Raw genomic sequence first — 22,654 nt, 5'->3', positions numbered from 1 at the left:
GATACGTAAATGGGGTGAGTTGGGCAGCGTGGGTGGGGTGACCTCGTCTCCGGGTTGTCTTGGCTTGTTGAGGGCGTGTTGTGAAATGCCTGGGGTCTGCTGGGTGCTCTTTGCTGGGTTATGCGCCAGTCGGGGAGTTGGCGTGGCGCATACCCTGGGGCCACTTTGTGTCTGCGCACGCGTCGTCGCTGGCGAGGCGCCAGTGTCACAGCAGCGCCGTGTTGACAAGGACGGCTGCGCATAGCCCAAGTCGGCGCTGGCCGAATTGAATGCATGCGCCATCCAGGTGTCGCAGTACCGTCAGCAACCGCAGGATTCCTGCCTCGCAAGCAACAGTGACGATCACCAGTGGCGCGGCAACGCCACCCACCAACTGGCCCGCAGAAAACGCCGAAAATCACGGTAAAACCGTGTATTTTCGGCGATTTCTGCGGGCCAGTTGCAATAGTTACCTAGGCGCAGCCTGCCGTGACTGTTCCGCTGAAGTACTTTCTGGCGCTGCGTGCGTGCCATGCGGTGAACTCGGAACTCAGCCATACGCCGTCGTCCGTCCTGTGATCAAGCACCTCCAGGGACACCGTTGCTGGCAGGAACACCGGCGAATCGAAGGTGATGTCCCAGCTGAAGGAATGGGGCTTGGACTGCGGCACGGTGGCCAAAACACGCGCCGCGGCATACATGCCGTGGGCGATGGAGCGGCGCAAACCTAGGGCCTTGGCGCTCAGGACGCTCAGATGGATCGGGTTGAAGTCACCCGAGACGGCGGCGTAGGCGCGGCCTGTATCCACCCCCAGCTGCCATTGCGCGGTGGGCACCGGAGGCGCGAACTCCACCCGCGGCTGAGCCGGCGAGGGCTTGTCCAGCCCCGGCAGAAACACACCCTTGGCCAGGTACGTGGACACGCCGCGCCACAGCAGTTCTGTGCCGTCGGCATTGTGGATCTCGGCCACAATCTGAACCTGCGTGCCAATCCTGTGCCCGCTCAGATCCCGCGCCCAGGCCCGCACAGACAGTTCGTCGCTGAACAGCACCGGGGCAAAATGCTGCACCTGATTGCGCAGATGAATCATGCCCAACAGCGGCAGCGGGAAGTCATCCTGGACCATGACGCTCATGGCCGCCGGGAACACCAGGGCGTGCAGGTAGCCCGAGGGCAGGATGTCGCGTGCAGGCTCGCCCATCAGGTGGGCGAACTCCGTCAGCTTGGCAAGATCGGCCCGCACGCCGCGCACTTCCACGGCGCGTGCGGGCAGGCCTGTCACCAGGGCGGGGCGGGTCAGCCGAGCCTTGGCCGCCGTGGCTGCCGCATTGACGTAAAGCTTGGAGAGCGAGGGCATCTCGGTCAAAACTGTGTCGACTGTCATTGCCCCACCAGGTTCTGTCCGCATACACGCAGAATGTTTGCGCTGACTCCCGCCGCGTTCGTCGAGGCGAAGTAAGCAATGGTCTCCGCCACGTCACTGGGCTTGCCGCCCTGTTGCAGGCTGTTCAGGCGCCGTGCCACTTCACGGGTGGCGAAGGGGATCTTGGCTGTCATGTCTGTTTCAATGAAGCCCGGCGCCACCGCGTTGACCGTGCCGCCACGGGCCGCCAACAAGGGTGCCGTGGCCCGGACCATGCCCATGACCCCTGCCTTGGAGGCCGCGTAGTTGCTTTGGCCGCGGTTGCCGGCAATGCCGCTCGTGGAGGCAACGCTGACAATGCGTGGATTCCGGCTGAAGTGTTCACTGGCCAAGAACGCCTTGTTCATGCGCAGTTGCGAGTCGATGTTCACGGCGATCACCGAATCCCACCGGGCGGCATCCATGTTGGCCAACAATTTGTCGCGCGTGATGCCGGCGTTGTGGACAACTATGTCCAGGCGACCGTAGCGCTGGATTGCATGCTCCAGGATGCGCTCCCCGGCCTGCGGGTGGGTGATGTCCAGTTGCAGCGCCGTGCCATGAATCTGATTGGCGACGGCGGCCAAGTGGTCCCCCGCTGCCGGCACATCAACTGCTATGACAGTGGCGCCATCGCGGGCCAAGGTGCGGGCAATGGCAGCCCCGATTCCCCGGGCGGCTCCTGTTACAACTGCCACGCTTCCCTTCAAGGGCGCGTCCCAATCAGGCGCTTCCGTGGATCCCTCGGAGGAGGCTGTGAGGAACTGGCCGTCCACAAAGGCGGAGCGGCCGGAGAGGAAGAACCGTAAGGCGGACATGGCGCTGGGCGAATCCGCCGCAATGCCGTTCGCCAGCACCACACCATTGGCCGTGGCGCCAGCCCGCAACTCCTTGGCCACTGACCGGATGATCCCGTCAACACCGGCGCGTGCAGCGGCAATGCCGGGCTCGTCGGCCGAGGTGGCCGGGCGGGAAATGCTGACAACACGGGCGTTCCTGTGGAGATCCCGCAGCGCCTGGCCCACGGCCAGCATGGGTGCCGAGAGCTGGTTGGGGTGCTCCAGTTCATCCAGCACCACCACAATGGCGCCCAACTTTTCCTTCGGGGTGGCGTGCCGGCGCACGTCCTGGCGCCACTGAAGCAACACTGTTGCAACGGCGTCGGCCCCGTCTGAAGAACCCACCACAAGGATGGGCCCATCCACCAAGGGGGCCGCGGGAGTGTAGCGGCGCAGGATGGCTGGCTGGGGCAGGCCCAGGCGTTTGGCCAGATCCTTGCCGAAGCCCCGGCTAACGAATTCGGTGTACTTGTCGGCCTGTTCGCGAATGCCGGCTGATTTGTTGGGGGAAGTCATTGGGTTACCTCGCTTCCAGGATGGCTACAACGCCCTGGCCGCCGGCTGCGCACACGGAAATGAGGCCGCGCGCCGGGCGCCCGTCCACCTCGCCGCGCTCATGGAGCAGCTTGGCAAGGCTGGCCACCAGTCGGCCACCGGTGGCAGCAAAGGGGTGGCCTGCCGCCAGCGAGGAGCCGTTGACATTCAGCTTGGACCGGTCGATGGATCCCAAAGCGCCGGCCAGGCCCAGGCGTGTGGTGCCAAATTCTTCGTCTTCCCAGGCGGCCAGCGTACTCAGCACCGTGCCGGCGAAGGCCTCATGAATTTCAAAGTAGTCAATGTCATCAAGGGTCAGACCGTTGCGGGCCAGCAGGCGCGGGACAGCGAACGCCGGAGCCATCAGGAGCCCGTCCTTGCCGTGAACAAAATCAACGGCGGCGGCTTCGCCGTCCACCACTTCGGCCAGCACCGGCAGGTCGCGTGCAGCGGCCCACTCTTCGGAGGCGAGCAACACGGTGGAGGCGCCGTCGGTGAGGGGAGTGGAGTTTCCTGCCGTCATGGTGGCCGCATCCCCCAGAGCCTTGCCGAAGACTGGCTTTAGCTTGGCGAGTTTCTCCACGGATGTGTCTGCGCGCAGGTTTGAGTCTCGGTTCAGGCCACGGAACGGGGTCAGCAGGTCATCGAAGAAATGGTTGTCGTAGGCGGCGGCAAGGTTCTTGTGGCTGGCATAGGCCAGCTCATCCTGCGCCTCCCGGCTGATCTTCCACTGGGCAGTGGTGAGGGCCTGGTGCTCTCCCATGGAAAGCCCCGTGCGGGGCTCACCGGTGGAGGGGGCGTCGGGGGAAAGGTGTTTGGGGCGAATTCGACTGGCGATCTTGACCTTGTCACCGAGCGACTTGGCACGGCTGAGATCCAGCAGAATGGTGCGCAATCCTTCGCTGACGGCAATGGGCGCATCCGATGCTGAATCCACGCCGCCAGCAATGGCGGAATCAATCTGTCCCAACTTGATCTTGTTGGAGAGGCCAATGACCGCTTCCAAACCGGTGGCGCACGCCTGCTGGAGATCGTAGGCGGGTGTGGTTGCAGCCAGGGCAGAGCCCAGAACAGCCTCACGGGTGAGGTTGAAATCCCTGGAGTGCTTCAAGACAGCACCGGCGGCAACTTCACCAATTTCCTCATCGGCCAAGCCAAAGCGGGCCACCAAGCCATCCAACGCCGCGGTCAGCATGTCCTGGTTGGAGGAATGCGCATAGGCTCCCCCGCTTCGGGCAAAGGGAATACGGTTGCCGCCCACCACGACGGCCTTGCGGATGCCCGGGCTGCCTGCGCCTGTTGTTGTGGTTGCCACGTTGTCACTGCCTGCTGTTGGAGTAGTCATGAAGCTCTCTCTTGGTAGAACGCCGTCTGTTACTGATACTCAGCGTACCTGATACGCTGAGTATCGTGAACACGTTACAACAAGAGTCCGGGGCACCCACAGCCGCCCCAGCGGCCGGCCGCAGCGGAGCCGCGCCACAGCCAAACCCAGCCACCGGCTCAGCATCCGTGGATGGGCGTTCGGCGAGGTGGGATGTGCACCGTGAGGAACGGCGTCGTGCGTTGATTAAGGCGGCACGCCGGGCCATCCACCAGCTCGGCGCCGACGCCTCCATGGAGGACATTGCAGCCAACGCGGGGACGTCGAAGTCGGTGTTCTACAGGTACTTCGGCGACAAGTCGGGACTCCGCCACGCCGTGGGAGCCGTGGTCATCAGGCACATGCAGGACACCATCGCTGCCGCCCGGCAAGGGGCAAGCGAGCCGCGGGAGGGCGTGACGGCCATGGTCAGCGCCTATTTGCAGATGGCCCAAACCTCACCCAATGTGTACTTTTTCGCCACGATTCCCACCGACGGCGACACCCGGCCCTCAGGGGAATTGAGCGGCTTTTTCGATTCCGTGACAGCCATGATCGCCGAGCCGATGCAGCAATTGGTGGGCGATCCGGCGTCGCCCCTGATGGGCTACTGGCCAACGGCCGCGATCGGACTGGTGCGCACCGCGGGCGAATTGTGGCTCCAGGCACCCGAGGATCCCAGCAAACCAGCAGCCACCGCCATGGCCGAACAGATTTCGGCGTGGCTTTTCGACGGCGTGGGGCAGTTCATCTCCACCGCCGCGCCCCAACAATCAGTAACCGCAGCAGAAGGAAAATCATGACCGATGTAATGACACCAGTTTCTCCCGCAGCTCACGACGACGGCGCAACAGTTGACGTTGCGGCGCTCGGTGAAGTGTTGCTTGGCAGGTGGGCGCAGGTTCGTTTGGACGCCCGGAAACTGGCCGGAAATCCCGAGCTGCACAAGATAGAGGGGCTGAGCCACACCGAGCACCGCGAACGGGTTTTCAAGCAGTTGGGCATCCTGGTTGAGCAAGATGGCGTGCACAGGGCGTTCCCCACGAGGCTTGGCGGGAGTGATGACCACGGCGGCAATGTTGCCGGATTTGAGGAACTGGTCATTGCCGATCCGTCCCTGCAGATCAAGGGCGGGGTCCAGTGGGGCCTGTTTGGCTCGGCCGTGATGCACCTTGGCAGCGAGGAGCACCAGAACAAGTGGCTGCCGGGCATCATGAATCTGGAGATTCCAGGCAGTTTCGCCATGACGGAAATTGGCCATGGCTCCGACGTCGCCGCAATTGCCACCACGGCCACTTTTGATGCCGATACCGACGAATTTGTTATCAACACACCCTTCGCGGCCGCCTGGAAGGAATACTTGGGCAACGCTGCCGTTCACGGTGTGGCTGCGGTGGTGTTTGCCCAGCTGATCACCCAGGGCGTTAACCATGGCGTGCATGCGTTCTACGTCGACTTGCGTGACCCTGCCACCATGGAGTTTCTGCCCGGAATTCAGGGCCTGGATGACAACATCAAGGGCGGCCTGAACGGAATCGACAATGGCCGGCTGGCCTTCGATCATGTACGCGTGCCGCGCACCAACCTGCTCAACCGCTATGGTGACGTGGCGGCGGATGGCAGCTACAGCTCCCCCATCACCAGCCCGGGGCGCCGCTTCTTCACCATGCTGGGAACCCTGGTGCAGGGCCGGGTCTCCTTGAATGGAGCCGCCGTGGCCGCTTCCAAAGTGGCATTGAAAATTGCCATTCAGTACGCCACCGAACGCCGCCAGTTCAACGCGGCCTCGGACACAGAGGAAGTGGTCCTGTTGGATTACCAGCGTCACCAGCGCCGGCTCCTGCCGCTCTTGGCCACCACCTACGCGGCCGCGTTTGCCCACGAGGAACTGCTCATCAAGTTCGACGACGTGTTCTCCGGCAAGCATGACACCGACGAAGACCGCCAAGACTTGGAAACCCTGGCTGCGGCGCTGAAGTCCATGAGCACCTGGCATGTCCTGGACACACTCCAGGAGTGCCGCGAGGCATGCGGCGGCGCGGGTTTCATGGTGGAGAACCGTTTCACCTCGTTGCGTGCAGACCTCGATGTGTATGTGACCTTCGAGGGCGACAACACGGTCCTGCTGCAGCTGGTAGCCAAGCGTTTGCTGGCCGATTACAGCAAGGAATTCCGCAACCTGGACTTTGGCATTCTGGCCCGGTTTGTTGTTGGCCAGGCAGCTGACTTGACACTGAACAAGACCGGCCTGCGCCAAGTGGCACAATTTGTTGCCGATACAGGATCCGCGCAAAAGTCCGCCAAGGCTTTGAAGGACGAGGACACCCAGCGCCAGATGCTCGCCGACCGCGTGCAGACCATGGTGGCCGACGTTGCTGCCGCGCTCAAGGAAGCCGCAAAGCTGCCCAAGGAGCAGGGTGCAGCCGTCTTCAACGACCACCAGAATGAGCTCATTGAGGCTGCCCGCGCCCATGCCGAGCTGCTTCAATGGGAGGCATTCACAAGTGCCCTGAACCGTGTCTCTGACGCCGGAACCAAGAAGGTACTGACACGCCTGCGCGACTTGTTCGGCCTGGGCCTGATCGAGAAGCACCTGGACTGGTACCTGATGAACGGCCGCATCTCCATGCAAAGGGCCCGCACCCTGTCCCCCTACATCAACCGGGTGCTGGCCAAACTGCGTCCACACGCCCTGGACTTGGTGGACGCGTTTGGCTACGGCCCCGAGCACCTGCGCGCCACGATTGCCACTGGCATTGAGCGTGAACGCCAGGACGAGGCCCGCGACTACTACCGCACCCTGCGGGCAAGTTCCGCCGGCCCCGTTGATGAGAAGGTGCTGATCCAGAAGGCCAAACTGGCTTCCAAGGCGTAACCCCTTTTCTCATGCTTGATCTCATGCTCGACGGCGGCGCCCAACCCGGGTGCCGCCGTCGGGCATCTTTGCTTAACTAGCAACCCACGCCGCTGGGGTTTTGTAGACAGTCGTCTGCATAGAGTCGTGTTTCCGCGCGCCAGACGGTGAGGCCAAGTGGTGCCGAGGGGATGTTGCCCTGCCCTGGAATGGGAAGCTGGGGCCCACCATTGACGCTGTAAGTTCCGTCGAAATGGGTGGTGACGGTGATACCGAGCCGCCCCGTTGCTGTGTAGATGTGGCTGGTTTGAGTCTGTTCACCGATTCTGTCTTCATGAAGGGGCGCGCCATGGTGGGGTGTGGGGCCCCAAATGGTGCCGTCGCCGTAGTTCCATGTGTAGGCCACCGGGGTTGCGGTGATGGTGACCTGCTGGCCGAGCATGGTCAGATCGAACGATTGGGTGGCAGCGTCGGCATAGACGTTGGTTTCCTCGCCGCGCAGCGTGTGGGGTCCCGGCTGGCTGCCGATCGTGGCGGGCGCCACGGGTGTCCGCTGGAATTCGCGGGCAATTGCCGCCGCAATTTCGGCAAGGATGTCGCGTGGCTTCTCACCGTAGACGCATTCCGGCCCTGACAAATATGTCCAGACCGAAGGGCTAGCTTTCGAAGCCCGGTACCAATATATTGCTACACCCGGCTTGCCCTGGTCACTGCCAGTGCCAGTCGAACAGGAAGGCATCACTTGGGCACATGCAGTGAAGATGACGCTGTCACCGTCGGCACACGCAAGTCGAGCCTCATACAGGTACTTGTCTTCAGGTCCGACAGAAGGGGTCTGTTCGAGCAGTCCATCGGAACCCGGGATCAATCCCCAGGCTCCTGATTCAACGTCGTTATTTCCCCAGCCAACTTCGACGTCTCCATAGTCGGAGGCGAACGACGCGTTGGGGACCGTGACAAGTCCTACACATAGAATGATTGTCATTGTCCACGAATGGCCTGATCGCGGACTCACGATCCCTTGTTTCCATCAAGGTGCTCAACCGTCGTGGCCACCCAACGTCCGTCTTGGCGCACTCCCACAAGAATGTCCCCCTCAGCAATAGTGACTCCGAGGTCTTTCGACAGGGTTTTATCCGCCTTGAAGAATTTGACCTGTTCCTGCCGTGCCATGGTGATGGCTTGATAGTTTCCCTCTGCCGTCTGAGCAAATGAACTAGCCGGAGTGCCAATAACCATTTTCCCTCCCACTATCCATTTCCCACCGGAATGGCCCGCAATGACACTCTTCTTCATGGCCTCACACGTACGGCACCCGGGGTCGCTGATTGCCATCATAGGAGCTGGATCGCCAGTTTCAAAAGCGTAGCCGAGGGTCTCGTACCAGTATTCGGTGAAGGCGATCAGGCCTTCCTTGCTGAATTCCTTGGCCTTTTCCGGGAGCACGGGTACGGGTACGTTTTGGGCAGGACCTTGGGCCGTGGCCGGCTGGTATGCAGCAACAGTAGTGGGCGCCGGCGTGGTGGCGGCCGGAGTCGGGATACCGCTGCTGGCACTGCCGCTCCCGGGTGGTGTGGTTGCACCGGTGCCCGGCGGCGATGGACTGCATCCACTCAGGACAAGCAATGCGCTTACTGCCGCGGCCACAAGGTACTGCCGTGAGAATCGGCAAGCCCACCACAGTCGAGTCCTGCCGTCTGGACTCGGCGCGGCTCGAACCGCGGGTGACAAACCCTGGAGTCGCCCAATCTTGGTGCAGATGCTGGAGCTGTTCCTTGTTGTGTGGCAATCCCTCATCGCCGACCCCTGCTGTGAGTGCTGAGTAGGCGGTAAACGTAGCCATTAACGTCACTGCCCGGTGGCTTGGTACTAAGCTACACGCCACAGGCAAGACGTGCCAGAAGTTATCCACAATCCAATGAAGCTGTCACCGAGTTGTCATGGCTTCAAGGTCGCAATCGTGCGGCAACCGCCCTTGTTAGTGCACAGGCCGGGCGAAGGCCGAAATTACCCACAGATGGCAGAATCCGGCCGTGAATGTCAGTGCCTCGATTTAGAATATATGTATGGAAGCAACGGCAAGGGAGCCGGGAATCTCGGACTCCACAGCAGGAGAACCACGGGTTGGTGAACACATTCACCAGCTCATCAACCTTGCATCCGCCATCATCAAGGCAGCGACGAACAGCTTCCACTTAGCTGAAACACGAACCGCCGCCGTTGCTGGCGGCCCGGAAAGTCAGCCAGCTCCGCCTTTTGGCCTGAACGTTGGATCGCTGACAGACAGCGAATGTGTCCAGTGGGCAAAGGACTTGGAGCGCTTGGGCCGGTTTCAGCAGGCACTGACAGTCCAGGTCGCCGGAGAATTGGCGCAGCGCGTAGCGGCTGGCCGGTTTCTGCAAACCGGAGTCCATGCACCCGTGGCGTTGCTGGTTCAGTCGGCCAAGATCAGTGCCACCGAGGCCCGTCGCAGAATCCGCTTGAGTGAAACACTACTGCCGCTGAGGGACACCATCACCGGCAACATCTCTCCTGCTCTGCAAGGCACCGTCGGTGACGCATTTTTTCACGCCGAGCTTTCCGAAGATCAAGCCCTGATGATCTCCAACTTCGTTGAAGAAGCACAAGGGCTTGCTAAGGCGGGTCTAATCACAGATGACCGCGCTCTTGAGGTGCAAGCCAGTCTGGTCCGGACAGGACAGGAAGCGGACCCGGACTTTCTTCGACACGCAGGCAACCGCATCATGGCGCATCTGGATCCCGACGGCCAAAAGCCCACCGAAGGCGACTTAATTGCCAAACAAGGTGTCTTCTTTCGCAAGCCCCGTCGTGGTTTGATTCACTTCGACGGTCACATGATCATTGAGCAATACGAACACCTCATGGCCGCCATAGGAACTGCTACCAACCCGAACAAGCACGGGGCTATCAACCCCAGCGAGGACAATGAGCACGAGTCCGGTCCGGTAAAAGGTCCAGCTGAGTCTGAAGAAACAACTTCTGAGCTGCTGGACGAGATTTTGGATCTGTTCGGCACCTCGACCCAAGCGCCCGCTTCATCGACGCCACCCACTGCGCCGGCCGCATCACCAGCACAGTCCGCAGCACCATACCCGCCACAAGGTTCAGCGCAGCAGGTTGAACCTGGGCTTGAGCAGAATCCCAACCCTGCAGACCACGATAGTGGCCAACATGGCGTGGACAGCGGTGACAATTCATGGGTTGTCGACGGCGTGCGTATCCCCCGCCCAGAGTCGTGGGAAGAGCTGGACGGACTGGATCCAATCGACCCCAACAGCACCGACCCTGCAGTCAAGGATCGCCGAACCCGTGCGCAGAAACTATTGGACGGGCTCATAGACTGCGTGAAACTTGCGGCCCGGACTGGGAAGCTGCCGCTCAACGGTGGCCTAAAAACGCAACTGATCATCACAACCAGCGAAGCGGACATCCAACGCAGCGATGGCGCCGGGACAGCCTTCACACCCTACAGCGGCCCAGTGCCCTTGCACCTCTTTGACCAGTCACTCTGCGACCCGGACGTTACCCGCCTCTATCTGGGTGAAGGACAGACCATCCTCAATGTGGGCCGTACGCAACGGCTGTTTACCCCGGTCCAGCGGAAAATTCTGTTCGCCCGGGATCTGGGCTGCGCATACCCCGATTGCACCATCCCCGCGCACTGGACCGAGGCCCACCACATCATTCCGTGGCAGAACGGGGGCGATACCAACATCAACAACGCAGTCTTGTTGTGCAGCTACCACCATTCTCTCCTGCACCACAGCGACTGGAGCGTGACACTCAAGAACGGCACGCCCTACTTCACGGCCCCGTATCTCCTTGATCCGAGTCAGACCCCCCGCCGGAACTACTTCCATCACGGACTTATCCGGGACGATGAAGAGAACATGCGCGGAGCATCTGGCAGCAGTGGCCCGGACCCAAATGGTCGGACGCCCTCGTCGCAGGCAGGCCCTGCTGCCAAGCGCAGTGAAGGCCCCGAGCAACAAACCGGGGCCTTCAACAAATCAAGAGTGGAGCACAATGATGGCAGCGGTTGAGCTACTCCTGCGGAAGGACGCTCCTATAGACATCAAGGGTTTGTTCCACAATCGACTCCCAAGAGAAATGATCTTGGGCTCGTTGGCGGCCCTTTTCACCCATGATGCGGGCACGGGCAGGATCATTGACAACCTCGATCATGGCGGCGGCAAAGTCAGCAACAAACTTCTCCGGATCCAGCGGGGTCCCTGTTCCGTCGCTGACCTGTTCCAGCGGAACCAGCAACCCAGTCTCGCCATGGGCCACAACTTCAGGAATTCCACCGGTGGCGCTGGCCACAACCGCGGCGCCACAGGCCATGGCTTCCAAGTTCACAATCCCCAGGGGTTCGTAGATGGACGGGCACGCAAAAACGGTTGCGTGGCTCAGAACCTGGACAAGCTCTGCTCGCGGCAACATACGCTCAATGACAACGACGCCGTCGCGTTCGGCCTTCAAGCCTTCGATGAGGGCGTTGACCTCGGCACCAAGGGCCGGCGTGTCGGCGGCACCGGCACACAACACAAGTTGGACTTCCGGCGGCAAGGCGGCCGCAGCCTTCAACAAGTACGGCACACCCTTTTGGCGGGTAACCCGCCCAACCCAAACCACGCTGGGGCGGTCAGGATCAATGCCAAGGGAGCGCACTACGTCGTCGTTCTCATCGCGCTGCCAGGTGGCCACGTCAATGCCATTGTGAATCACCTTCACCTTGGCCGGATCAACATCCGGGTAACTGCGCAGGATGTCTTGGCGCATGCCGTCGGAAACAGCAATGATGGCTGCCGCCGCTTCATATGCCGTCTTCTCAACCCAAGAAGACACCGCGTATCCGCCACCGAGCTGTTCAGCCTTCCAGGGACGCAAGGGCTCCAAACTGTGGGCGCTCAAAACGTGTGGAATTCCATGCAGCAAGGAGGCGACGTGGCCGGCCATGTTGGCGTACCACGTATGCGAGTGGACCAAATCCGAGCCGGCGATGGCTGGAATTACCTGCAGATCAACGCCCAACGTCTGAATTGTGGCGTTGGCATGGGCTAATTCCGGCAGGTCCGAGTACGAGGTAACGGTTGCACCATGGAAGTCAGCATCGCGCTCTTTACCGAAGGCATGAACACGCAGATCAACCTTTTCAGCAAGGACGCGGCTGAGCTCGGCAACATGCACACCGGCCCCTCCGTAAATTTCGGGCGGAAACTCTTTTGTCACAATATCTATACGCACATACTCAAGGTAGTCTGTGCGGACGAAATTGTTCTAGTGTGAAGTTGTTGTGAACCTTACGGGGCACAGTTAAGAGCACCAGTGAAGCTGTGGGAGGTTGAAACATGTCAGTAAAGAAGGTTTTGGCGATAGTTTTGGCAGGCGGTGAGGGCAAGAGACTGATGCCCCTGACAGCTGACCGAGCCAAACCAGCAGTACCTTTTGCGGGTTTTCGCTTGGTCGATTTTGCTTTGTCCAATCTGGCAAATTCCGGTTACTTGAAGATTGTTGTATTGACACAATACAAATCGCATAGCTTGGACCGACACATTTCCGAAACCTGGCGCATGGCGACACAATTGGGCAATTATGTTGCCTCCGTTCCAGCACAGCAACGACGCGGCAAGAGCTGGTTCCTGGGCAGCGCAAACGCCATTTACCAGTCCTTGAACCTCATTGGCGACGCCGAACCGGACATTGTTGTTGTGGTTGGCGCCGACCATGTTTACCGCATGGACTTTGAGCAGATGGTTCAGAGCCATATTAAGTCCGGTGCCCGCGCCACAGTTGCCGCGGTACGCCAGCCTTTGGAATTGGCCGACCAATTCGGCGTCATCGAGATTGACAACGCTGAAGTCCCTGGTGCCATCGGCGCCCACAAGATTTCCGCCTTCGTGGAGAAGCCCGAATCAACTCCGGGCCTTCCGGACGCCCCCGACCAATTCCTGGCGTCCATGGGCAACTATGTTTTCGACGCCGACGCCCTGGTTGAGGCCCTGGAACAAGATGCCGCCAAGAAGGACACCAAGAATGACATGGGCGGGGACATCATTCCCTACTTTGTGGACCGTGACGAAGCCTACGTCTACGATTTCACCACCAACGACATCCCCGATGCCACGGACCGGGACAGGAACTACTGGCGGGATGTGGGGACCATCGACTCCTACTACGACGCCCACATGGACCTGATCTCCCCGCTGCCCATCTTCAATCTATACAATCGCGCATGGCCCATCTACACACGCAGCACGGTTTCACCGCCCGCCAAGTTTGTTCGGGGCGAGCACAATTCGGTGGGGGCCGCTTTGGACTCCATCGTTGCACCAGGCGTTGTTGTTACTGGTGGCGTGGTGGAAAACTCAGTCCTTTCCAATGACGTATTTGTTGGCGAGGGTGCCCGTGTTCAAGATTCAGTCTTGATGGACAAGGTCATTGTGGGCCCAGGCGCCATTGTGCGCAGGGCCATCATTGACAAGAACGTCAAGGTCCCGTCCGGCGCAACGATTGGCGTTGACCCGGAGCTGGACAGGGCGCGGGGATTCCTCATCACCGAGTCCGGCCTCACCGTGCTGAGCAAGGGTCAAATTGTTCCGGCACCCGATGAGGCGGAGCGGGCACTTGCCTTGGCTGCCGCGGCCGAAATTCCTGAAGCACTGGCACTGGCCGTTGGCCACGAACAAGTGTCACAGGAAACCGTGGACCTGGCTGTGCAGAACCAGGTCTCAGCGATTCGGTCAATTGCCTCAGCCGAAGAGGCTAAAATTATGGGGTGACTGCCCCTGACTTAACACCCGAAGAAATCCAAAATTGTCTTAAAGTTTTGGAGAACATCCATGTCTATGACGAAGAACATCCCGACTATGTCTTGGTTCGCCGGGCCACAGGAAAGATGTTCAAGGCAGTCAAGCGGTACCGTCGCACGGCAAAGCGCGACGCCGTCAATGAGGCTGACAAGGCAGTGCTTGCAAAGACTGCCACGGCGGCCCCGGACCGCATAGACGATGAAACTCGCGGCAACAAACTCAAGCCGTCAACCACTGGCGACACGGCGGGGACGCTTTTGCGTCCCCGCCCCTGCTACATCTGCAAGCAGCCCTACACCCAGGTTGACGCGTTCTACCACCAGCTGTGCCCTGACTGCGCTGTCTTCAACCACTCAAAGCGTGACGCCCGCACAGACTTAAGCGGCAAGAGGGCGCTGTTGACCGGCGGCCGCGCCAAGATCGGCATGTACATTGCCTTGCGCCTGCTCCGCGACGGCGCCCACACCACCATCACCACACGATTCCCCAAGGATGCCGCACGCCGGTTCTCCGCCATGGAGGACAGCAGCGAGTGGATCCACCGCCTGAGCATTGTGGGTATTGACCTCCGTGACCCCACCCAGGTGGTGGCATTGACCGACTCCCTCAACGAGGCCGGGCCACTGGACATCATCATCAACAATGCCGCCCAGACGGTACGCCGCTCAGGGAACGCATACAAGCCGTTGGTGGACGCCGAGCTGGAAGAGCTCCCCACCGACTCACCCATGCCTGAACTACTCACCTTCGGCCACGCCCATGACAAACACCCGCTGGCTCTGGCCACCCAGATGATGGAACACCCGCAGCTGGCCGGCGACGAGATTGCCGCCCTGGCACTGTCCATGGGTTCGGCCTCCCTGGACCGCATTGAAGCTGGCACCGCCATCGACGCCGGCGGACTGGTCCCCGATGTTGCAACGATCAACAGCTGGACCCAGGTGGTGGACCAGGTGGATCCCCTGGAAATGCTGGAAGTCCAGCTCTGCAACGTGACGGCGCCCTTCCTGCTCGTCTCAAGGCTGCGCCCTGCCATGAAGGCCTCCACGGCGCACCGCAAATACATTGTCAACGTCTCTGCCATGGAGGGCCAGTTCTCCCGCGCCTATAAGGGTCCCGGGCATCCGCACACCAATATGGCCAAGGCAGCGCTGAACATGCTCACCCGCACCAGCGCCAAGGAAATGCTGGAGACTGACAGTATCCTCATGACTGCCGTTGACACCGGCTGGATCACCGACGAACGGCCGCATTACACCAAGGTGCGGCTGGCCGAAGAGGGGTTCCACGCGCCGCTGGACCTGGTTGACGGTGCCGCTAGGGTTTACGATCCAATCGTGATGGGCGAATCCGGCGAGGACCAGTACGGGGTCTTCCTCAAGGACTACAAGCCCAGTCCGTGGTAGCGGCCGGAGCAAGCTCCGACAAAAGCAACGAAGGCGGCAACCCCAAGGTAGCTGCCTTGTTGTCCAACATCCGCAAGCTCGCCCCGGGGCTTGCGGTGGCGCTCTTGGCAGTGGGCGTCTCATTGTTGGTTCACGCCCTGGTGCCGATGCTGCCCGCCATGACCATCGCCGTCGTCCTTGGCATTGCAGCGGTCAATGTCCCCGGAACGTCAAGGCTCTGCCAGGGACAGTGGCGTGCAGGCCTGAACTTTGCGGGCAAACACTTGATGCGGGTGGGCATCGTGTTTCTGGGCCTCAAACTCAGCCTCGGCGACATTGTGAATCTTGGCTGGGTCAGCGTGCTCCTGGTGGCCGCGGTGGTGCTGCTCAGTTTTGCCGGCACTTATGCCCTGGGAAAACTATTTAGGCTCGACGGCGATGCGCCGCTGCTGATTGCCACGGGTTTCTCCATCTGCGGGGCATCGGCGATCGGGGCCATGGCCGCCGTTAGGGGCACCAAGCACGAGGACACGGTGCTGCCCGTGGCGCTGGTGACCCTGTGCGGCACCCTGGCCATCGGCATTTTGCCGCTTCTGATGACCCCACTGGGACTCAATGCGTTGCAGTTTGGCCAGTGGGTGGGGGCCGGCGTTCACGACGTGGGCCAGGTGGTAGCTACTGCCCAGACGGCAGGAGCTGTGGCCCTGAGTGCCGCCGTCGTCATCAAATTAACGCGCGTGATTCTGCTGGCACCCATTGTGGGTGTGGCGGGTGTCTTGGAACGCCGGCGCCACACCAAGGCACGGATTGCCCAGGAGACCCAAAATGCCGTGACGGGTGAAACCGCAGCAGCCCCGCGATTCCCTCCGGTGGTGCCGCTCTTTGTTATTGGATTCCTGCTCATGGCCGCCCTGCGCTCCACCGGTTGGTTGTCCCACGGGGCCATCGAAGCCGGCGCCCTAGCCCAAGACATTGCCCTCGGTGCGGCCCTCTTTGGGTTGGGTTCCAGTGTGCGGGTGAGCGAACTGTTCGACACTGGCTTGCGCGCCACCGTCATGGCCATGTGCGCGTGGGCTCTCATCGCCACCCTGGCGTTTGGCGCCGTTCACCTCATGCCAGCCTGAAATCAGCCGGTGAGGCAGCCGCCCGGAACAGCTGTGGTGTGAGGCGGGCAACAAAGCCGTGATTAAATGGCGGGGTGTTGAATTCTAATTTGGCCCGCAGCGAAGCGGCCGCCCGTAAGTCGCAATTGAGCGTCCACCACTATGACGTGCACCTTGACCTGAGCCAGGTCCAGGACCCGAGCGTGCAGGGCTTCCCCACACGCAGCACCATTGCTTTTTCGGCCAGCAGTTCCGGCGGCACATTTCTGGACTTCATGGGTTTGGCGGTGAAATCGGTGGTACTCAATGGCGAAAAACTGGACCTTACACAGGTTGTTGATGGCGCCAGAATCCACCTGCCGGCGCTGGCCCCGGAAAACGAGGTCACCGTGGACGCCATTGCGGCGTATTCAACCAGCGGCGAGGGCCTGCACCGCTTTGTGGATCCAGCCGACGGCCAAACGTACACCTACACGCAATTTGAGCCCTCGGATGCACGCCGGGTGTTTGCCAACTTTGAGCAGCCCGATCTCAAGGCGCCCTTCACGTTTCACGTTGTTGCGCCATCGGCGTGGCAAGTGGCTTCCAACCAGAGCGTCGTGAGCCAGCAGCAGGCCACCCCTGGCGGCGAGCCCACTAGCCTCTGGGATTTTGCACCCACAGCACCCATCTCCACCTACATCACCACCGTGCTGGCCGGCCCATACTTCAAGGTGGAAGACCACTTATCCATGGTCTTCGGCCCGGAGAATTCCCACGCAGGCAAGAGGTTGGACATCCCACTGGCAGCCTATTGCCGGGCCTCCCTGGCGCCGCACTTTGATGCGGCAGAAATTTTCAAGGTCACCAAGCAGGGGCTGCAGTATTTCAACGAACTCTTTGACTACCCCTACCCCTTTGGCAAGTACGATCAGGCCTTCGTGCCCGAATACAATCTTGGGGCCATGGAAAATCCGGGCCTGGTGACCTTCACCGAAACGTATCTGCACGCCTCCCGGGCCACGGACACCGCCTATCAACAGCGGGCCAACACCATCATGCACGAGATGGCGCATATGTGGTTTGGCGATCTGGTCACCATGGCCTGGTGGGACGATCTGTGGCTGAAGGAATCCGTGGCCGACTTCATGGGACACTTGGCTGTCGCAGAGGCCACCGAATGGGGCCAAAAGTCGTGGACATTGTTCGCGAGCCGGCGCAAGGCGTGGGCGTATGTGCAGGACCAGTTCCCCACCACCCACCCCATCGCGGCGGACATCGCCGATGTGGAAGCCGCCAAGGCGAACTTTGACGGCATCACCTACGCCAAGGGCGCATCGGTGCTCAAACAGCTGGTGGCCTACGTTGGCCAGGACGCGTTCGTGGCCGGCTCGCGCGAATACTTCGCCTCCCATGCCTACTCAAACACCTCGCTCAATGATCTGCTCAAGCCCCTCAGCGCCGCCTCCGGCCGTGACCTGAGCTCATGGACCAACGATTGGTTGCAGACCTCCGGCATGTCCACGCTGACTCCCATGGTGACAGTCAAGGACGGCAGGGTCACCTCCTTCAGCATTGCGCAGGAGGCGGTGGATCCCGTGACAGGGAAAAGTGCGCTGCGTCCGCACCGGTTGGCCGTAGGCTTCTTCTACCACGACGGCGCAACCTTGGAGCGCGGCCATTCGTTCACCCTGGATGTCCTGGGTGAACTGACGGAGGTCGGTGCCGCCGCGGGCCTGCCCGCCCCGGACATGGTCCTGCTCAATGATCAGGACTTCAGCTACGCCAAGATAAGGTTCGACGCCGGATCCCTCACCACCGCGCTTGCCTCCGCCGGGGCCGTCAGTGATCCGTTGTCCCGCAGTTTGGTGTGGTCCGCGCTGTGGAATGCCACGCGGGACGCCCTCCTGCCAGCTACCAGCTACATCGGGGCCGTGGTGGCTCAAAGCGGCACTGAATCAGATATCAGTGTGTTGCAGACCTTGGTGGACAATGCCTGCTATGCCCTGAATCAGTACACTCGCCCGGAACTTCACGCAGCGGCCCTGGAACTGCTCACCTCCGGCGTTGTGAAGCACCTTGCTGACGCCCTGCCCGGCAGCGACGGGCAGCTGGTGTGGGCACGCGCCCTGGCCGTGGTGGGACGCAGCAGTGATGCGGTGGTGGGCCGTATCAGGGGATTGTTGAATGGCGTGGACGTGCCTGACGGATTGACCTTGGATGGCGATCTACGCTGGCAACTGTGGCAGTCCCTGGCTGCCCGGGGAACCGCAACCATGGCCGAACTCGATGCTGAACTTGCCGCTGACACCACCGCCGAGTTCCGGGCAGCCCACTGCACCGCCGCCGCGGCCTTCCCCAACGCGGAACAGAAAAACCTGCTGTGGCAGCAAATGGTCCAGGGAACCGGCCTGAGCAATGAGTTGCTGAGCGCCACCATCGCCGGATTCACCATGGCCCCGAGCTCCATGCTCCAGCCGTTTGAGGAACCCTACTTTGATGCGATCAATCACGTCTGGACTGGACGCAGCCTGGAAATTGCGGGGCGCATTGTGCGCGGGCTCTATCCTGCACGGCAGCAGCTAACTGCCGGCACAGAGCCAGGCAGCCATCCGGTGATCCAGCGAACTGATGCGTGGCTGGATCAACACAGCGATGCTCCCACGGGGCTTCGCCGCATTGTGCTGGAACAACGCGATCAGTTGTTGCGCTCGCTCAGGGTGCAGGCACTCTAGCCGGGTACCCAGCTAGGGAATCCTGAGCAGCCATTCCTCAGTGCCGAACTTGGCCTCCACCCGCCGTGCCGCCTCCGCGAGTTCGTGCTCGCGGAGGACTGAGGGATGGGCGCCGTAACGGTCGGTGAACATTCCGCTCATGACGTTCAGGATTTCCGCACGGCTCAGGCCGCTCTGCCGGCGCAGGGGGTCCACCCGCTTCTTGGCAGAGCGGTGGCCCTTGTCGGAGAGCTTTTCCTTGCCGATGCGCAGCACCTGCACCATTTTCTCGGCGTCAATGTCATAGCTCATGGTCACATGGTGGAGCATGGCGCCATTGCTGAGGCGCTTTTGTGCCGCGCCACCAATCTTGCCAAGATCAGTGGCAATGTCATTGAGCGGAACGTAGAAAGCCTGCACACCAACGGCTTCCAGGGCTGCCAGTACCCAGTCATCGAGGAACTTGTAGGAGTCTTCGAAGGTGAGCCCGTCCACCAGGCTCTGCGGCAGGTAGAGCGAGTAGGTGATGCAGTTGCCGGCCTCCATGAACATGGCGCCGCCGCCGCTGATCCGCCGGACCACCGTGATGCCGTGCCGGAGCACGCCATCGGCGTCCAGTTCGTTGCGCACTGACTGGAAGCTGCCGATGACCACGGACGGCTCGTCCCAGTCCCAGAAGCGCAGTGTGGGGTTGCGGCGGCCGGCACCCACTTCCTCGGTCAGTACCTCATCCAGGGCCACATTAATGGCGGTGGGCAGCACGGTGGGGGCAATGATGTCCCAGTCGTGGTCCAGCCAACTGGTGGCCTTGGTCAGGGCGCGGCGCACGGCCACGGCAACAGCTCCCGCGGAGAAGCCAAACAGCACGGCGTTGGCAGGCAAGGCGGCCGTAATGGCGTCGCTCAGCGCAGCCGCTGGCAGATCCGCGGAGAGCCCGGTCAGCGCGGCGTTGATGTCATCGAGCGCCTCGTCCGGGTCAAGGAAGAAGTCACCGCTGACGCGCACGTTGTGCAGCAATCCGTCGACCACACTGCAGTCGACCACCACCAATTTGCCGCCATGAACCTTGTATTCGCCGTGAAGAAAAGAAACCATGGCTCCATCATCTCCAGTAGTGGATTGGATGCGCAAAAGCAGCACTCCGCCCCAACAAGAACTGACCCGCAGAAAAGGTCGAAAATCGCGTCAAAAACGCGTTTTTTCGACCTTTTCTGCGGGTCAGTTGGAAAAACTGGGGGTAAGAAGTATTACTTCTTGCCGAAGCCCTGGAAGCGAGCGTTGAAGCGCTCCACACGGCCGGCGCTGTCCATGATGCGCTGCTTGCCCGTGTAGAACGGGTGCGACTCTGAGGAGATTTCAACATCGATGATGGGGTACGTGTTGCCGTCTTCCCATTCGATGGTCTTCTTGGAAGTCGCGGTGGAGCGCGTCAGGAACTTGGTGTCAGAAGCCAAGTCGTTGAAAACGATTGCTTCGTACTTGGGGTGGATGTTCTGCTTCACTATAAACCTCAGAGTGTTATCGTCTGGTTTTTGCCAGACTGATGAAATGGATTGGCCACTAGGACCAGCTAGAAACTTTACCGGGTCGGGCCCAAATCACCAAGCCCGCACGCCCAGTTCCGCCAGCGCACGGTCGGCGTGGACATCCATGTTCGTTTCACTGGCTACCTGGAACTGCAGAATCTGGTCCTCATCAACGATGAATGTTGCCCGCTTGGTGGGCAGCGTTCTGGCCAGCAAGCGGCGCCGGACGCCGAACTGGTCTGCCACATGACCCTTGGTGTCACTCAGCAGGGGGTAGCTGAAGTTGTTTTCGGTGGCAAAGGCCAACTGCCTTGCCGGCGAGTCCGTGCTGATGCCCACCAGTGAGGCACCGGCTGCGGCGAATTCCGCCTCCATGTCGCGGAAGCGGCACGCTTCCTGCGTGCAACCGCCGCTGCCGGCCAGTGGGTAAAAGAAGACCACCACGGGCCCGTCCGCCACCAGCTCCGAGAGCCGCCGGGGCGTGCCATGTTGATCCAGCAATTCGAAATCCGCTACCTTCTCACCAATCTTCATGGCTTCACACTACTAGGCCATCTTGTGCCTTGGCTGGGTGGCGAAAAAAGCCACGGCACTGGCCGCCGCCACATTGAGTGAGTCCACCCCTGAAAACATCGGGATCATGACGGTGTACTCGGTCTGGGCCAGCGTCGCGGCACTCAGTCCGTCGCCCTCGGTGCCCAGGATGAGGGCAAGTTTGCTGTCGTTGCGGGCGGCAAGTTCATGGATCGTGAGCGAATCGGGCTTCAAGGCAAGCGCCGCCGTCGTAAATCCGGCCTCATGAAGCAGGTCCATGCCCGCCGGCCACTCCGGCAACCTGGCCCAGGGCACCTGAAACACGGTGCCCATGCTGACCCGGATGCTGCGGCGGTAGAGCGGGTCAGCACAGCGTGGGGTGACGAGCACGGCGTCGACCCCTAGGGCAGCGGCCGAGCGGAACACGGCCCCAATGTTGGTGTGGTCAACCACGTCCTCCAGCACCGCCACGCGGCGCGCGCCGGCCAGCAGCTCGGGGATGCTGACGGGATCGGGCCGGTGCATGGCGGCCATGGCGCCGCGGTGCAGGTTGAAGCCGGTGATCTCTTCCAGAATTTTTGCCGTGCCCACAAAAACAGGGATGTGTGGGTGAGCAGCCAACACGGGCGCCAAATCCGGCAGCCACCGCTCGGTCATGAAGAACGACCGTGGCTGATGGCCTGCTGCCAGCGCGCGGCGGATCACCTTCAAGCTTTCGGCGATGAACAAGCCCTCGGCGGGCTCCTTCACCTTGCGCAATTGCACATCGGTCAGGGACAAATAGTCGCTGACCCGGGGATCGGCGGCGTCGTCAATGTGAACGATCATGCATGTACCAGTTTCATCACCATGAAGTAGAGGGCCACCAGGCCAAGGGTCACAATGACGCCGCGAAGGGCCAGCGGTGGCAGACGGCGGCCAATTTTGGCGCCAAGGAAGCCGCCAGCCAGGGAGCTGACGGCAATGAGCCCAACCACTGCCCAAATGATCTTGTCGGGGGCAAAGAGCAGGTAGGAAACCGCTGCCACACAGTTCACCGCCAGCGCCAAAACGTTCTTGACGGCGTTGGCGTTTTGCAAGGTGCCGCTCATGAAGATGCCCAGAATCGCCACGAGCAGCACGCCTTGGGCGGCCACAAAATAGCCGCCGTACACGCCGGTCAGAAACACCAGGAGCACCATCAGTACGTCATGGGAGCGGGTGCTGGGGGCGTTCTGCCGGCGCGCCTTGATGGCCGCCTGCAGGCGCGGCTGGAAGATCACCAGCGTCAGGGCCACAATTATCAAGACGGGCGCCACAAACAGGAAAACCCGCTCCGGCAGGTGGAGCAGCAGGTAGGCGCCCGTGATGCCGCCCAACAATGAGGCCGGCAGGAGCCGCACCAGGTTGTGCCGCATGCCCCGCAGCTCGCTGCGGTAACCCCAGGCCCCGGAGACTCCCCCGGCGATCAGGCCCATGGCGTTGCTGACCACGGCCATGACAGGGGTGATGCCCAGGGCAATCAGGATGGGGAAGGTGACCAGGGTTCCGGAACCCACCACAGTGTTGATGGTGCCAGCCCACAGCCCGCCCAGCAGGATGAAGAATGATTCGAGCGCGTTCATTTAG

Annotated in this window: 18 protein-coding genes; 7 read left to right on the top strand and 11 right to left on the bottom strand. The window is 61.3% G+C overall.

What is annotated here, in order from left to right; all coding sequences use genetic code 11:
- Nucleotides 1-452: 452 nt before the first annotated feature.
- The 3 genes from ACX80Q_RS04625 to ACX80Q_RS04615 are packed head-to-tail and all read right to left on the bottom strand — an operon-like array spanning nucleotide 453 to nucleotide 4,100.
- Nucleotides 453-1,364: a MaoC/PaaZ C-terminal domain-containing protein gene (locus ACX80Q_RS04625; protein WP_459329350.1), complete on the bottom strand. Its 912-nt coding sequence runs from the start codon at nucleotides 1,362-1,364 to the stop codon at nucleotides 453-455.
- Nucleotides 1,361-2,737: a 3-oxoacyl-ACP reductase gene (locus ACX80Q_RS04620; protein ID WP_459329349.1), complete on the bottom strand. Its 1,377-nt coding sequence runs from the start codon at nucleotides 2,735-2,737 to the stop codon at nucleotides 1,361-1,363. Before ACX80Q_RS04620 ends, ACX80Q_RS04625 begins: the two co-directional genes overlap by 4 nt.
- Nucleotides 2,738-2,741: 4 nt before the next feature.
- Nucleotides 2,742-4,100, bottom strand: coding sequence for an acetyl-CoA C-acetyltransferase (locus ACX80Q_RS04615; RefSeq protein ID WP_459329348.1), 1,359 nt, complete (start codon nucleotides 4,098-4,100; stop codon nucleotides 2,742-2,744).
- Between the two features lie 65 nt (nucleotides 4,101-4,165).
- On the opposite strand from ACX80Q_RS04615, the gene ACX80Q_RS04610 reads away from it, so the two are divergent.
- Together ACX80Q_RS04610 and ACX80Q_RS04605 are read left to right on the top strand one after the other, a co-directional pair.
- A complete protein-coding gene (locus ACX80Q_RS04610; RefSeq protein ID WP_459329347.1) occupies nucleotides 4,166-4,921 on the top strand; it encodes a TetR/AcrR family transcriptional regulator in 756 nt (251 codons plus the stop codon).
- A complete protein-coding gene (locus ACX80Q_RS04605) occupies nucleotides 4,918-6,993 on the top strand; it encodes an acyl-CoA dehydrogenase family protein (RefSeq protein ID WP_459329346.1) in 2,076 nt (691 codons plus the stop codon). Before ACX80Q_RS04610 ends, ACX80Q_RS04605 begins: the two co-directional genes overlap by 4 nt.
- Nucleotides 6,994-7,069: 76 nt before the next feature.
- Here ACX80Q_RS04605 and ACX80Q_RS04600 read toward each other — a convergent pair whose 3' ends face one another.
- Complete coding sequence (locus tag ACX80Q_RS04600; RefSeq protein ID WP_459329345.1) at nucleotides 7,070-7,957, bottom strand: hypothetical protein; 888 nt, start codon at nucleotides 7,955-7,957, stop codon at nucleotides 7,070-7,072.
- A 26-nt stretch (nucleotides 7,958-7,983) separates the two neighbouring features.
- Entirely contained in the window at nucleotides 7,984-8,769 is a 786-nt protein-coding gene (locus ACX80Q_RS04595) for a DUF6318 family protein (RefSeq protein WP_459329344.1), read from the bottom strand.
- 524 nt (nucleotides 8,770-9,293) lie between these two features.
- On the opposite strand from ACX80Q_RS04595, the gene ACX80Q_RS04590 reads away from it, so the two are divergent.
- A complete protein-coding gene (locus ACX80Q_RS04590; protein WP_459329343.1) occupies nucleotides 9,294-11,036 on the top strand; it encodes an HNH endonuclease signature motif containing protein in 1,743 nt (580 codons plus the stop codon).
- A 1-nt stretch (nucleotide 11,037) separates the two neighbouring features.
- On the opposite strand, the gene glgA is transcribed toward ACX80Q_RS04590, so the two are convergent.
- A complete protein-coding gene (glgA, locus tag ACX80Q_RS04585; protein WP_459329342.1) occupies nucleotides 11,038-12,240 on the bottom strand; it encodes a glycogen synthase in 1,203 nt (400 codons plus the stop codon).
- A 104-nt stretch (nucleotides 12,241-12,344) separates the two neighbouring features.
- On the opposite strand from glgA, the gene glgC reads away from it, so the two are divergent.
- The 4 genes from glgC (at nucleotide 12,345) to pepN (ending at nucleotide 19,007) form a co-directional block, all read left to right on the top strand.
- Nucleotides 12,345-13,775, top strand: a complete 1,431-nt coding sequence (glgC, locus tag ACX80Q_RS04580) for a glucose-1-phosphate adenylyltransferase (RefSeq protein WP_459329341.1) — start codon at nucleotides 12,345-12,347, stop codon at nucleotides 13,773-13,775.
- A complete protein-coding gene (locus ACX80Q_RS04575; protein ID WP_459329340.1) occupies nucleotides 13,772-15,211 on the top strand; it encodes an SDR family NAD(P)-dependent oxidoreductase in 1,440 nt (479 codons plus the stop codon). The genes glgC and ACX80Q_RS04575 overlap by 4 nt, the downstream gene beginning before the upstream one ends.
- 56 nt (nucleotides 15,212-15,267) lie before the next feature.
- Complete coding sequence (locus ACX80Q_RS04570; RefSeq protein WP_459329429.1) at nucleotides 15,268-16,314, top strand: YeiH family protein; 1,047 nt, start codon at nucleotides 15,268-15,270, stop codon at nucleotides 16,312-16,314.
- Between the two features lie 74 nt (nucleotides 16,315-16,388).
- A complete protein-coding gene (gene pepN / locus ACX80Q_RS04565) occupies nucleotides 16,389-19,007 on the top strand; it encodes an aminopeptidase N (protein ID WP_459329339.1) in 2,619 nt (872 codons plus the stop codon).
- Nucleotides 19,008-19,019: 12 nt separating this feature from the next.
- On the opposite strand, the gene ACX80Q_RS04560 is transcribed toward pepN, so the two are convergent.
- From ACX80Q_RS04560 to ACX80Q_RS04540, 5 genes are all read right to left on the bottom strand, one after another.
- Nucleotides 19,020-20,081 carry a lipoate--protein ligase family protein gene (locus tag ACX80Q_RS04560; RefSeq protein WP_459329338.1) on the bottom strand — a complete coding sequence of 354 codons (1,062 nt, stop codon included), beginning with the start codon at nucleotides 20,079-20,081 and terminating at the stop codon, nucleotides 19,020-19,022.
- 152 nt (nucleotides 20,082-20,233) lie between these two features.
- Nucleotides 20,234-20,488 carry a type B 50S ribosomal protein L31 gene (locus ACX80Q_RS04555; RefSeq protein ID WP_459329337.1) on the bottom strand — a complete coding sequence of 85 codons (255 nt, stop codon included), beginning with the start codon at nucleotides 20,486-20,488 and terminating at the stop codon, nucleotides 20,234-20,236.
- Nucleotides 20,489-20,584: 96 nt separating this feature from the next.
- Nucleotides 20,585-21,046 carry a peroxiredoxin gene (locus ACX80Q_RS04550; protein WP_459329336.1) on the bottom strand — a complete coding sequence of 154 codons (462 nt, stop codon included), beginning with the start codon at nucleotides 21,044-21,046 and terminating at the stop codon, nucleotides 20,585-20,587.
- A gap of 12 nt (nucleotides 21,047-21,058) precedes the next feature.
- Nucleotides 21,059-21,874, bottom strand: a complete 816-nt coding sequence (locus ACX80Q_RS04545; protein WP_459329335.1) for a TrmH family RNA methyltransferase — start codon at nucleotides 21,872-21,874, stop codon at nucleotides 21,059-21,061.
- Entirely contained in the window at nucleotides 21,871-22,650 is a 780-nt protein-coding gene (locus ACX80Q_RS04540; protein ID WP_459329334.1) for a sulfite exporter TauE/SafE family protein, read from the bottom strand. Before ACX80Q_RS04540 ends, ACX80Q_RS04545 begins: the two co-directional genes overlap by 4 nt.
- Nucleotides 22,651-22,654 lie beyond the last annotated feature (4 nt).

It is taken from the genome of Arthrobacter sp. HLT1-20 (genome assembly GCF_054510895.1).
The sequence above is the reverse complement of the archived record's forward strand: the minus strand, read 5'-3'. Positions and strand labels throughout refer to the sequence as shown.

Bases quoted from the DNA above. Each gene is read 5' to 3' on its own strand.
- ACX80Q_RS04615 (WP_459329348.1), bottom strand. From the start codon at position 4,100: ATGACTACTCCAACAGCAGGCAGTGACAACGTGGCAACCACAACAACA.
- ACX80Q_RS04540 (WP_459329334.1), bottom strand. From the start codon at position 22,650: ATGAACGCGCTCGAATCATTCTTCATCCTGCTGGGCGGGCTGTGGGCT.
- ACX80Q_RS04560 (WP_459329338.1), bottom strand. From the start codon at position 20,081: ATGGTTTCTTTTCTTCACGGCGAATACAAGGTTCATGGCGGCAAATTG.
- ACX80Q_RS04545 (WP_459329335.1), bottom strand. From the start codon at position 21,874: ATGATCGTTCACATTGACGACGCCGCCGATCCCCGGGTCAGCGACTAT.
- glgC (WP_459329341.1), top strand. From the start codon at position 12,345: ATGTCAGTAAAGAAGGTTTTGGCGATAGTTTTGGCAGGCGGTGAGGGC.
- ACX80Q_RS04595 (WP_459329344.1), bottom strand. From the start codon at position 8,769: ATGAGGGATTGCCACACAACAAGGAACAGCTCCAGCATCTGCACCAAG.
- ACX80Q_RS04550 (WP_459329336.1), bottom strand. From the start codon at position 21,046: ATGAAGATTGGTGAGAAGGTAGCGGATTTCGAATTGCTGGATCAACAT.
- ACX80Q_RS04600 (WP_459329345.1), bottom strand. From the start codon at position 7,957: ATGACAATCATTCTATGTGTAGGACTTGTCACGGTCCCCAACGCGTCG.
- ACX80Q_RS04620 (WP_459329349.1), bottom strand. From the start codon at position 2,737: ATGACTTCCCCCAACAAATCAGCCGGCATTCGCGAACAGGCCGACAAG.
- ACX80Q_RS04625 (WP_459329350.1), bottom strand. From the start codon at position 1,364: ATGACAGTCGACACAGTTTTGACCGAGATGCCCTCGCTCTCCAAGCTT.
- ACX80Q_RS04605 (WP_459329346.1), top strand. From the start codon at position 4,918: ATGACCGATGTAATGACACCAGTTTCTCCCGCAGCTCACGACGACGGC.